At 43.5% G+C, this 12,406-nt stretch carries 8 protein-coding genes and 1 riboswitch; all 8 genes read right to left on the bottom strand.

Translation table 11 applies throughout. From position 1 onward, the window contains the following. Positions 1 to 54: 54 nt before the first annotated feature. On the bottom strand, positions 55 to 408 hold the full coding sequence (locus N39L_RS15545) for a phenylpyruvate tautomerase MIF-related protein (protein WP_006618154.1): 354 nt from the start codon (positions 406 to 408) through the stop codon (positions 55 to 57). Positions 409 to 418: 10 nt separating this feature from the next. Next, positions 419 to 898, bottom strand: coding sequence for a flavin reductase family protein (locus N39L_RS15540; RefSeq protein ID WP_006618155.1), 480 nt, complete (start codon positions 896 to 898; stop codon positions 419 to 421). A 160-nt stretch (positions 899 to 1,058) separates the two neighbouring features. After that, positions 1,059 to 7,334, bottom strand: coding sequence for a glycosyltransferase (locus N39L_RS15535; protein ID WP_014275671.1), 6,276 nt, complete (start codon positions 7,332 to 7,334; stop codon positions 1,059 to 1,061). Between the two features lie 32 nt (positions 7,335 to 7,366). After that, positions 7,367 to 8,941 (bottom strand): class I SAM-dependent methyltransferase, encoded by a 1,575-nt coding sequence (locus N39L_RS15530; RefSeq protein WP_014275670.1) that lies wholly within the window; start codon positions 8,939 to 8,941, stop codon positions 7,367 to 7,369. A gap of 12 nt (positions 8,942 to 8,953) precedes the next feature. Then, complete coding sequence (locus N39L_RS15525) at positions 8,954 to 10,372, bottom strand: ABC transporter ATP-binding protein (protein ID WP_006618158.1); 1,419 nt, start codon at positions 10,370 to 10,372, stop codon at positions 8,954 to 8,956. Between the two features lie 74 nt (positions 10,373 to 10,446). Continuing rightward, the gene (locus N39L_RS15520) at positions 10,447 to 11,292 is read right to left on the bottom strand and encodes an ABC transporter permease (RefSeq protein WP_014275669.1); all 846 of its coding nucleotides are present in this window, start codon (positions 11,290 to 11,292) and stop codon (positions 10,447 to 10,449) included. 202 nt (positions 11,293 to 11,494) lie between these two features. Continuing rightward, entirely contained in the window at positions 11,495 to 11,851 is a 357-nt protein-coding gene (locus N39L_RS15515) for a DUF4278 domain-containing protein (RefSeq protein ID WP_006618160.1), read from the bottom strand. 40 nt (positions 11,852 to 11,891) lie between these two features. Then, positions 11,892 to 11,983: riboswitch (Glutamine riboswitch) on the bottom strand. A gap of 158 nt (positions 11,984 to 12,141) precedes the next feature. Further along, positions 12,142 to 12,264 (bottom strand): DUF8629 family protein, encoded by a 123-nt coding sequence (locus N39L_RS33330; RefSeq protein WP_014275667.1) that lies wholly within the window; start codon positions 12,262 to 12,264, stop codon positions 12,142 to 12,144. Between the last annotated feature and the right edge of the window lie 142 nt (positions 12,265 to 12,406).

The following is a 12,406-nucleotide window of genomic DNA, read 5'->3' as shown; positions in this document are numbered from 1 at the left end:
GCCGTTAATTTCACAGCAGGTCTGATGTCAACTGTTAAGGATCTGTTAAGTCACCTAGTCGAATGTGCCACCATTCCAGCCCCACATAGTCCGGGGTGCATCAGCAAACTCAATATATATGCGATCGCTGGGGACACCTAAAGCCTGATTAATTTTTTGGCAGAAATCCTGACTCATAGCTTTAGTAGTCGTTGGAGTGATGTTACCAATACTTTTGATTTCCATATAGCAGACCGGGTCTGTAGTACCACCAAAGGTCATAGGAACATCAGGTTCAAAAGCAGTCATCACATAGGATTCGGGTTTACTTAGATGTTTAGCCAGAGATGCTGACAAATCCTTGAGTAAACTTTCAACTTGGGATTTTTCCGGTTGAGAAATCGATGTTTTGACTTTAATCAGTGGCATAAATCCTGTTTTAACCTCCGTAATTCCATCCTGTACTCGCTAAGGAGAGAATTTCCCCTTCTCGGTGAACTCCGGCCGCGATTACTTCCCCGACGAAAACCGAGTGGTCACCTTTTTCCACGCTACCAACTACATTACACTCGATGTAGCCTAGAGAATCTGAGAGAATCGGGCAGCCTGTTTCTCCTAGGTAAAATTCCAGGTCCTCGAATTTGCTACCGACTAAACGCTGCGGCTTAAAGAATTTTTGGGCAATGTCTTTTTGTCCCAATTCTAAAAAAGTCAGGGCGAACACACCGCTGGCTTTAATCATGGCGTGGGACCGGGAGTCATTGCGAACGCAGTTTACCACTAGGGGAGGTTTAAAGGATGACTGCATCACCCAACTGGCGGTAAAACCATTGATTTCGTCTCCTTCTTTGACTCCACAAATATATAGGGCGTGGGGCATTGTTCGGAGAATAGTTGTTTTTGCTTGTTCGTCTAGCATGGGTTTTTCAGTCTAGGTCTTGTAGTTTTTAGTTTACCGTTATTTTGGTTATGAGAAACGGAATGAGGGCGAAAAATTTAGCGGGGATGTTGAACAAGGAGCAGATATCTGGTTTTGGGGTTTCCGGGAGAGGGAAGTTCCCACACGGAGTCGGATGATTTTAGAACTGTTTGGGGCGTAAAACACATAAACAGAAATCTGACGCTAAACCTCCGGGTATTTCCATCAGGATTTCTTCAAATTCTAATAATAGCCTAACTAATGCTTCTGATTTGGGGTCGCCGGGTAACAGTTGCGTATGTTCTAACAGGGGATACAGAGGATGCAGAATAGCACCGCCAAAGGGATTGTATACCTCGATATTAAAGTAGTATTCGATGAATGGTAAAATTAGCTTAGAACGCACGGCTTCGGATGGGTCGGTGGCGAAGACTTGATGAATGGTGGGATTGATAAAGTTTTCTTGAATTCCAGAACGCAAGATTTCCCCAAAGCATTTATACAGGCGGTTAATTATTTGCACCTGATGGGGGCTATAAATGCAGTAATTATCCCCTACATATTCATTGATGATAAAGTAGCCATCGGGGTGAAGGCAGCCGTGAACTATGCCTAAAAATCTCTCGATTTCTTTGACGTGATGTAAGGATCCCGAACAGAAGGCAATATCGTATTTTTTGCCTTTATCAAGAGTAAAGGTATTGAAATCGTCCTGATAAAAGTTGATATTAACTCCCACATTGGCCGCAGTTTGGCGGGCAATATTTAGGGATGCTTCGGAGAAATCAAAGGCATCAATATGGTTGGCAAACCTTTCTTGTGCCATGACGATTTCATGGTTGCCGATACCACAACCTAGGGAGATTAATTGGTCGAAATTTCGCTGGGTAAAATAGTCTTCAATTAGCCATCGTAGCCAATATTTTTGACTCTGACCACCAGACATTCGCTTATAAATGGTATTAGCTACAATGGGGTTGGATACCCACTGACTAGCTATGGCTGCAGTGGGGTTGGTTTCCCAATAGTTTTTATCCTGGGGGGCTTCTATGGTAACAGTTTCTGGTGGCACTGGGGTTTCGGGGATGGTTTCTGTTTCTACAACTTCTAATTCGGGGGCTTCCTGGGATAACTGAGGATGAGGATGAGGATTCATTAAATAGGCTTCTTGGAAAATCTCACCATAGGCTGCTGTCATCTCCTCAAAGCGATTGAGGGAGTCTAGGACATATTTGGCATTTTGGGCGAATTGCTGCCTTTTACGCTCATTTTCGAGTAGTTCGGTGATACATTTGGCTAACTCATCGGGTTGATTGGGTGTATAAAATAGGGCGTTAATTTCACAGCGCACTTGTTCAGGAATGCCAAATACAGGGGTGGTGATAATTGGTAAATCAAAACCCATGGCTTCTAAAATTACGCGGGGATAACTTTCGATGCGGGAGGTGCAAATGAAGATATCCGCCGCCCGATAATAAAGGGCTGTATCGGGGGTTTCTGAGACTATAGAAGCGCGATTACGCAAGGACTCTGGTAGTTGATTAACTAGGTTGGCTAATTGACTGCTATACAGGCTGGGTCGATCGCCTACAATTAAACAACGGATGCGAGAATGCCATTGGGGGGGTAGTAAGGGTAGGGCTTTCACTAGGTCTTGTTGACCTTTGCGATCGCATACTGTTCCTAATAATAAAATCGCGATTTCTCCGGGGTCAATATCCAAGGTTTCGCGGGCTGATTTCCTCGTCCATTTTTCTGCCTGTGTTAAAAGGCGATCGACATCCAAGCCATTATGAATAGTGATAAAATTATGGTGGCTATTCAGTGGCAAATATTGGTTACGGGTAGCATCAGCCACAAAAATCACCCGATAGGGGAAGTGGAAACACTCCAAAGCCTGGGCAGCAATTTCACCCCCAAAGCGATTAAAATAGGTCTGCCACGGTTCACTTTCATGGACATTCCACACACAGGGAACCCCCATATTTTCGGCGGCGGCTACCATAAAGAAATTCTCTAAAGTATTCGCATAAACCAGGTCATAACTATCAAGGCGTAACTCCTCAGCTAAAGCCGAAATAGCCTGACCATAACCCTGTCTATCGTAAACACCAGTTAAGGGATGTTCTCGGACTATTACTTTAATTCCCTGCTGTTCATATACTTGTCGCAGGGGTCCATCAGTCACACTAAAGATGACCGGTTCTATATCCCCATCTCCCGCCAATTTTATGGCTATTTCTAGCTGATGTAAAGGCGCTCCTGTGTATTCTAAGGCATTGCTACACATCAGAACTTTAGGCTGAATTTTGACAGTTAAGTTATGCCCAAAATAGCGCCGGGGTTGTATTTGGAACCACTCATTAGCCAGAGATAAATGGGGGCTATAAAACGGGTCTATTTGATTAGCATACCGACGGCGGAAGGTGGCGACCTCTTTGGGGTTATCCCCAAAACCGCGACTGGTTCCTTCCCTGTGAATTAACTCAGCATCAGGACAATAAACACAACGATATCCCGCCTCAGATAGTCGATAGCCATAGTCTGCGTCATTATAGGCTACAGCAAAATCAGTCTCATTAAAACCACCCATTTCCCAAAATAGCGCCCTAGGAGTTAGTAAACAAGCGGCGGTGACGGCTGAGTAATTTTTGACTACTTTAGAATAGGCTAAATAACCAAAATCATCTCGGTGAGTCAGTTTAAAAGCATGACCTGCTAACCCATGATGTAACCCATGAATAATTCCGGCGTGTTGAATAGTATCATTGGGGAAAATCAACCGCGCACCCACAGCCCCCACCGCCTCAAATTGACCATAACCCATCATTTGAGATAACCAGTCTGGATTAATTATTTCGGTGTCATTATTGAGGAATAGCAAATAATCAGCTTCTACCTGTTCAGCGGCGCGATTATTAATGTGGGCAAAACTAAACCCAGTTTCGGGATTAGAAATTTTCAGAACCCTACATTTTGGTAAGTCTGAAAAACTGGCTAAATATGCCAAGGTTTGGGGGTCATCACTTTGGTTATCAATGACTACAATTTGATAGTTTTGATAGCTGGTTTTTGCCAGGGAATTAATACAGGCTTGCAACAGCTTTAATTGATTTTTGGTGGGAATTATAATAGCTACGGAAGGTCCGCTATGGGGGAAAGTATGGCTAAATATACCTAGATTTAATTTAACCGCCCATTGGGGTTGATGAACAGTAGCGGCGCTTTGACGGCGGGCGATCGCATCAATTATGGCATTCTGACCCGCCTGGAAACTAGCAGGTTTGGCGGCACCAGAAACAGCAGTGGAACCGGGCGCAGTACGCCAATGATATAATACTAGGGGAATATGACCAATTTGGCGAGCTTTTTCCGTTGCTCGTAGGGCAAAATCATAGTCTTGGGAACCTTCATAACCAATGCGAAACCCTCCTAATTCTTGGAAGAGGGAATGACGCACTACTAAGGCGTGACCCATGTACATATAAGATAGTAGTAATTCCGGCGACCAGTCCGGTTTAAATTGGGGCGCAAACCGTTTACCTTGGGTGTCTATTTTGTCATCATCACTATAAAGAATATCTGTTTCTGGGTTGGTGACTAGGTAGAGGGCAATTTCTGCTAAAGCGTCGGGGGTGAGTTCGTCGTCATTATCCAGAAATAGGATAAAGTCTCCGGTAGCGAGTGAGGCGGCGCTATTGGTGGCGGCGCTAATATTGCCATTTTCTGACCGGAAATGTAGCCTGATACGGGGTTCGGTTTCGGCTAGTTGATTTAGGGTTTTAGCAACTTCTGGGTCGCTGCTACAATCATCAGCTATACAGAGTTCCCAATGGCTGTATACTTGACTACAAACACTGGCGATCGCTTGTTGTAAAAACTCTATAGGAGGGTTATAAACTGGCATCACTACCGAAATTTTCGGCAAAGCTGTCGCCGGAACCGCCGCCAAACGGTTACGCAAAATATCAGCCGCCCTTTCTGTCCAGACGTTAGCTTTTAACCAAGCATCATAAGGGTCAATAGTCGCCGGAATTTCAAACCCTGTTGGTAACAATACTTCCCCAGGAATTTCGCTGGTTTGGTCGTACATTTCCGACATTCGCCGTATGATAGTCGGAATTTCCCAAGGCATGGGAATTAAACGACCAAGACGTTGTTTACGTTCCGCCGCCCGTTGTCGAATAGCCGCGCTAAGTTTAATTAACTGTTTAGTCTTACCAGAAACTTTATTGAGAGGGTTAACGCGCTTAACAGTGAGGGGCTGTTGTTTTTCTAAGGCTACTGTTTCCCCATTTTCCAATTGTGCCTCAAGGGAAATATTCCAAGTTCCCGGAGGTAAATTAATCAACACTTCCCAACCACTATTAGAACTACCTACCCAGTCAGAGAAAATTTCCCCCACGTCACCCCGTGGAAGTCCATAGGCACATTCTACAGTTTGCTGTCCATAACGTAGGAATAGTTTAGTAATTTGGTATTGAGGGTGACAACACCAACCCGCAAATAGAGTTTCTCCCACTGGGACTATATTTGTATTAGGTACATCAAATGCAGCTTGTAGGGGTGAAACTCGCAGGGGATATTCTCCGAACTGATGCCATTTTCCCCTAGTGTCTTTCACTTCTAATTGCAGTCTATTATTACCTGGAATTAGGGGAATTTGTACCCCAAAACCACAGTTAGAACTACCGGGGACGTAATCATATATATTCCCCACGTCCAGGCGTTCTATATTATAGGTTCCCTCGAATATTTCATCATTAACACGGGCGCGAACAGCCTCTAAATTGAGCTTCCCGGTATGTAAACACCAGCCCTGAACTTGCATATAACTATCCCGACACCCCAGCAATTCCCAATTAGTCGGGTTATCAATAGAAGACAAAAACCGAGGTTTTAGGGTGCGTCTGGCTTGCCTTTTCGCCGTAGCATATTTACTGCGAATTTTCCAAAATTTAGAGGCTTTAATCGCAGCCAATTCCCCTTCCGCCAAGTTCCGCGCCATTTGGGTCTGTCCGAGTTCCTCCTCTAGTTCTCGGAGTTTAGCAAAGGCTTGCTTAAATTGTACTTGGCTAGTTTGTAGTCGAAATTGAGTCTGTCCTAATTCGGTTTCTAAACTGCTAATTTTTAACTGGGCGTTATGTAGTTTAAATTCCGTCGTTCCCAGTTCGGTTTCCGTATTAATTAATTTACTCAAGACATCTTGATATTTGATATCAAAATCTTGATATTTGTCTTGGATTTTTTGCAGTTCACCCTGGGTTTGTCCAAGTTCTTGTTCCGTGGCTACCAGTTTAGTTGTGGCTTCTTGCAAACCCACTTCTAGGTTGTGGGCGTGGGCTGTCATTCCCCGCAATTCTAGGGTGCTTGCTTCTAGTTCCCCTTGGGTTTTTCCTAATTGTTCTTCGGTGGTAACTAATTTGGCGATCGCATCTTGTTGTTTAATCTCTAAACCATTCAGTTTTAGTTGAGTTCTACCTAGTTCAGTTTCCTTACTAACCAACCTATCTACAGCATCATGAAAATGGTCTTGCCACAGCTTAACATCAGCTTCTAAAATACCGCATTCTTTTTCCAGTTGCCGAATATTTGACCAATCTTTAAACGCCCAACTAGGACTCGGCTTTTGTTGCACAGCTTCCCGCTCAAAATTATTTAAACCACTCCCCAGATTTTTCGCCGCTTCTTCTAGTTCTTGATATAGGCTCAATGCTTCTGGGAAGTAATAGCCAATTAATCCTGGTTTCCTACTTTTAATAATTTTATTTATTAACAGACTTTCGTCAAAATTGCTGCGGTTATCATCAATTTTTAGCCATAAACCTAAATTTTCATTTATTGCCTTTATAAAATCTTTGGTATAATTTCCCACCTTATAAACATTGGAAATTAAGCATCTTTGGGGATTATTTTTATAAAAGTTTAGCAGCTTTTTATTATAAAAAATCCACATTTTAACCGCCATTTCTGGGGAAGTAATTAAGGCTTCATCTGTAGACCTACGATAAAGAGAGTCCACCACTTCCCAGGGAGTTCTATAAACAAAAATAAACTTAGCTTCCGGTATCAGTTCCCCCCAAAAATCCAACAGCAGAGTCGTCCTCGGATCTTTCCATCCCCAGGGAGATAATGGGTCTTGATTTTGGGCAATTAGCTGTTGTGCCTGTTCCCGTTGAGTCGGTGTTAATGATATCTTATCTTCCGCCACGCAGCCCAATTCATCAATGCCATTATCGCGCAAAATCTCTTTATGAAATTCCACAAAATCAATATTTTCAAAATGACCCTTGATATTTCCATAATTGGAACCCACCAAATTTTGACCAATATTGACACCATACTCCTGGAGCAAAGAAGCCGTCAAGGAAGTGCCAGAACGGTGCATTCCCGTGATAATTAAAATTGGTGATTGACCCTCTGCTGCTATGTCCATAGATTTTACTTAACTAATTCAGATCGATGCGGCTATTCATTTACAGGCAAGCCGAGAACACGCTTTAGTTTAAACCATTTTGTCCGCAGTTTCCAAAACTTGCTACTCTCCATTGCCTGAATACGATTTTCCAGGGTATCAAGCTGATGACTCATTATCTGCATTTGGGACTGTAGATGCTCCCATTCGCTTTTTTGGGCGAGATATTCTGTCTGATATCGGCCAATTTCAGCTTCCGTCTCGAACTTTCGCGCCTGATATTGGTCTATCTGGGATTGATATTGGGCTATTTGCTGCTTATATTGATCTATTTGGGATTGATATTGGGCTATTTGGGATTGATATTGGTCTATTTGGGATTGATATTGGGTTATTTGGGATTGATATTGGTCTACGGTGGCTGTCAACTGTGCCTGAGTTTGGGTAAGTTGCTGGCGTGTAGTAGATAGTTGAATGTCCCAATTTCTGCGGCTGGAGATAGCCACTAAGCGATCGCCTTCTATAATCGCCTGTAAGCCCTTGCTAGAGACAATTTTGATGATTAATATATCCTGGGGCGAAATCTGGTCACTAGAGAGGACACAGGACCAGCCGGAGAGCAAAAAATCTGGCTGTTGGTAGTGGGCGACAATATCGGGTCGTTCCTCAGAACAGGGATAGACACCAATAAGGCGAGAGTCGGACCACAATTGAATCTCTAAAGTTACCCCAGGGTTAAAATCAATAGCCCATCCACTGAGGCGAACTTCTCCGTTAGGTTGAATATAGCAGTAGTCAATTTTGCCTTCTGGATGATGATAGAATGCCAGAGGATTAGGGGATGCTACAGAGCGATCGCTTACCGCATAAAGGTCTTGATAGCGGTTTAAGCCTTTAGGAATGCGGGTAATTTCAGCATTACCATCACTAATTTGGTCAAGTATTCGCCGCACATATTCTTCCGTCACCCAGGTAGTGCCATACTCTTGTTTATCGAGAGATTGACTTTCACTATCTGGACTAAATACTAACCCCGTTTCCGACCTACGGATATGGGGGTCTAATAATTCCATATCCAAGACGCTAAATAATAGTAAACCCCGCCTTGATTTCAAATCATAAATTTTTTGCATCCAGCCTTCAAAAGTAGTGGCTGGCATATCGCTAAAAAACGAACTAGCCATAATCACATCAAAACTGCGATCAACTTGATAATCTTCAGGTAAAGAGGTGGAATATATTCCCTGTACTCCAAAGTATTCGCTTTGGAATTTAACCGCCTTTTTATAGATATCAGAAACCCAGATTTTTTCTGGTGGTATTTCTTGGATTAAAAAGCGAGTGAACCGACCATATCCACAGGCAAAATCTAAGAAGGAATCCACCGCCTCAAATCCGCCAAAATGCCAATCAACCAACTGTTTTACTGTGTCCAAAATCGCGCGGCCCATAGTATAGTAATAGGTTAAAGCACGATGGGAGTTTTTATCTTCGAGTTGATTAAATACATAGGAGTACATTTCATCGATCGCCATAATTTCTGGTTGAAAAGTTTCAGGCGATCGAGCCAAGGTCTGAATCAAAACATCCACCAGGGGATTATCATGAACAAAAATATTAGTTTTCATGGCAGATGTCATTTATCCCACGGATACACCGTCTAAATTTTCCCAATTAACCTTACCAGAGGTAATAGTTAGTTGTGGTTCAACCAACAGATCAACAACACCCGTACCACAGGACTCTTCGCAGGGTTGAACCCTAAACATAGCCACATCAACGCACCTATCTAAATAGGTAAATTCCCCCTCGACGATACCGGATACACCAGCATTCAAGAAATACACATCAGGAGCCAGGAGGCATTTAAACTGAAATTCTAACATAATTTTAGTTCCAGCATCAATATATTTAATTAACTGAGAGGTTGCCAAAAAAGAAGCCCCCGCCAATTCATAGCCACTAACAGTTTTAACCAACATTCCAAAGCGGACATGGGAGGCGGACTTAATAAACTCAACCTCGTAGTTATAAGTATAGGTTTGACGAGCGACCAAATGATTAACTCGCTTCCCTTTTAAAGTTCTAATATGGGGGTCTTGGATAGTTGCACCCCGACTAGGATAACGAATCAATTGGTCAGGGACTAAATTCGGGTCGTAATAGTCTCGATAATCAGGATTATGTTTAATCATCCCCTGACTCTGAGGCTGACTATGATTACCATTTTGTTGAGAGATGCTAATTACTTTATGGACTTGAGGTTGAGGAGGCAATGAGGCTTTAATCTGCTTAATTTCGGCGCGAACTTGGGCGGCGGCATCTGCATCAGCATAGATCATTTTTTGATATTTAGAAACAATCATTTTCGGGGTATGTTCTAATAACATTTCCCCCTTATCCATAAGTACCGCCGAATCGCATAACTGAATAATTGAGGGTGCCGAATGGGATACAAATAGAATAGTACCGCCCCGGTCTTGGATTTCGTGAATGCGGCTAAAACACTTACGTTGAAAGGCTTCATCTCCCACAGATAGGGCTTCATCAACAATCAAGATATCAGGGTCAACGCTAGTAGCCACAGCAAAACCCAAGCGAATATACATCCCACTGGAATAGGTTTTGACAGGTTGATCGATAAAATCGCCGATATCAGCGAAGGCGGCAATATCATCAAATTTGGTAGCAATTTCTTCAGGTGTCAATCCCAACAACTGACCATTAAAGAAAACATTTTGTCTTCCGGTAAATTCAGGATTAAATCCACTACCTAACTCTAGCAAAGCGGACACACGACCATTAACTTTAACTTCGCCATTAGTGGGGGTTAAAGTTCCCGCAATAATTTGTAGGAGGGTGCTTTTCCCTGACCCATTTCTGCCGACAATTCCGAGAGTTTGACCCCGAAAAACTTGTAGGTTGATATCTTGTAGGGCCCAAAAATTTTCAGCCAGACTGGTTCTAGGCCAAAACATCTCTTTGAGGCGATCTACGGGATGTTTATACCGCTTAAAACATTTGGAAACTTGATTGACGGAAATTGCAATATCAGTCATGGATTCTGATTGAGGATTAGGCTATCAATGGTAAGGTGGCGAACAGTGAAAACTCCGAACAGTAAATATCTGGTCTAAAGCACATCAGCAAAGGCAGGACGTAAGCGCCGATAGACTCCTAAGCCGATAGAGAAAATCACAATGGATACGGCTGTAGCCACGGCTAATTCTCCCCCATGTTGGACAGTTCCCACTAGGACTAGATCTCGATAACTTTCAGCGATCGCCGTAACCGGGTTCAGCCAAAACACCCACACCCGCCACCCTTCAGGGATTTTGCTGGCTGGGTAAACAATTGGCGTTACATAAAACCACAAATTGAGAATCACCCCCAAAGTTTGTGGGATGTCTCGCAGAAAGACTGTCAGCGCCGCCGTTAAATATCCTAAGCCAGCAGTTAACAGCAGTTGTGGGACCCAAATCATCGGTAGTAGCCAGAGGGTTTGGTGAAGGCCTTGATAGGAGAAGCCCACAAATACAATCAACACCGCTAAACCAAAGGTACTTTCAATAAAAGCCGACAAAATTGGCACCAGTGGTAACAGTCCCAGGGGAAAGACCACTTTTTTGACCAGATTAGTTTGTCCAATCACAGAAGTAGCCGCCTGGGTCAAGCCATTGATAAATGCAAACCAAGGAATTAGACCAGCAAACAGCCACAGTCCAAAAGTCAGTTTACTGTCCTCTGGCATTCCTGTAATGCTGAGTTTAACCTGCAAAACAATAGAGAAAACATAGGTATAGATGAGCAGTTGCGCCAACTGATTGAGTAAAGGCCAGAGGTTTCCCAGAATAGACCCTTTGTATCGCGCCTCTAGGTCCCGTTGTACAAGGGTAGCGAGTAGGTTGAGTTTTGTGCGCCATTGACTATAGACAACTGGAGATCTCCCCCCCCAAACTCTGTGTACAACACCTTTCATTGACCTAAGCAATTTTTTGTCCCTCGTCCACTACACACACCACAGCCAAATATCTTATTAGAGACAATGGTTTGAGGACAAGTGTGCCACATTCGGTGTCTTGATTGCTAGTCCCAGGGCGTTAATAGGGTAGTCGATCGCCAAAAAAAACACCCCAACAGGGGTGCATTAACGTATTTATTGATGGCTAATCAGATATTATTTACCAAGCCGGGTTATAGATTTCGGCGCTGTTGCTATCTAACCCAACCTGATCAGCCAGACGGTTAAACATTGATTTTTCCCGTTTCCAGGTTGACCGTTGCTGCTTGAGGATTAACTCCCGAGAGCGATCGGCTACTGACAGCGGAGTTTGAGAAGGTGTCGCCACTGCTTCCGGGTTATTGGAATATTTCACTCCACGATAAGTCAGGTTATGGCTAGGTTGCAGCACAGGTGCTTTTTTCAAGTTACGGAAGCGCCAGTCTTGACCACGATACTTGCCACCTACTTGGCCAACTGTGGTTTCAACGGATTCGGTATTTTGGCTGTAGCTAACGCCGCGATATGTAAGTCCCATGATTTTCGCCTCTCTTGTTCAAAATTGGTTAACTTAGTGAGGCGCGTTCCTTCGGGATTACTCCCTACTTCCGTCTCCCCTCCTCTGAACTTATGGGCTCGAAAACCCTTAGAGCGAAAAGAGATGAACGATTTGTTTTTGTTTCTGTATCTATTGTTACCGTTTCCCAAATAAATGTCAAGGGTCTATGGGATTTCTTTAGAAAATTTTAATAATTTTGCTAAATACCCCCAAAAGGGGTAGAGACAAGGCCAGCCTTGTCTCCGAGGGGTTTGAGAGGTGGTGGGTTCCTAATGAGCGGAACCGTTACCATGATAGTCGTCGCTGTCGTAGAAGCCGTTTTGTGTGCCGAAGAATATGCAGGCGATGCTAAACACCACGCTTAACCCGACTAAAATTAACTTGATATCCATATTTAAGGTATCCCTCCCGATAAATTTACCAGCGATTAGGATTGTAAACGGTTCTGAGTGAAACCGTGTTGCTACCTCCATAAATTAGGGCCAATTATGGTTTTGACCCCAAAAAGCGATCGCCTTCGACGCGATCGACTCC

It is taken from the genome of Limnospira platensis NIES-39 (assembly GCF_026000695.1).
Classification (GTDB): Bacteria; Cyanobacteriota; Cyanobacteriia; order Cyanobacteriales; family Microcoleaceae; genus Limnospira; species Limnospira platensis.
The sequence above is the reverse complement of the archived record's forward strand: the minus strand, read 5'-3'. Positions and strand labels throughout refer to the sequence as shown.

Excerpts from the sequence above, each read along its gene's own strand:
- N39L_RS15535 (WP_014275671.1), bottom strand. The coding sequence starts at position 7,334 with ATGGACATAGCAGCAGAGGGTCAATCACCAATTTTAATTATCACGGGA.
- N39L_RS15525 (WP_006618158.1), bottom strand. The coding sequence starts at position 10,372 with ATGACTGATATTGCAATTTCCGTCAATCAAGTTTCCAAATGTTTTAAG.
- N39L_RS15530 (WP_014275670.1), bottom strand. The coding sequence starts at position 8,941 with ATGAAAACTAATATTTTTGTTCATGATAATCCCCTGGTGGATGTTTTG.
- N39L_RS15545 (WP_006618154.1), bottom strand. The coding sequence starts at position 408 with ATGCCACTGATTAAAGTCAAAACATCGATTTCTCAACCGGAAAAATCC.
- N39L_RS33330 (WP_014275667.1), bottom strand. The coding sequence starts at position 12,264 with ATGGATATCAAGTTAATTTTAGTCGGGTTAAGCGTGGTGTTTAGCATC.
- N39L_RS15515 (WP_006618160.1), bottom strand. The coding sequence starts at position 11,851 with ATGGGACTTACATATCGCGGCGTTAGCTACAGCCAAAATACCGAATCC.
- N39L_RS15540 (WP_006618155.1), bottom strand. The coding sequence starts at position 898 with ATGCTAGACGAACAAGCAAAAACAACTATTCTCCGAACAATGCCCCAC.
- N39L_RS15520 (WP_014275669.1), bottom strand. The coding sequence starts at position 11,292 with ATGAAAGGTGTTGTACACAGAGTTTGGGGGGGGAGATCTCCAGTTGTC.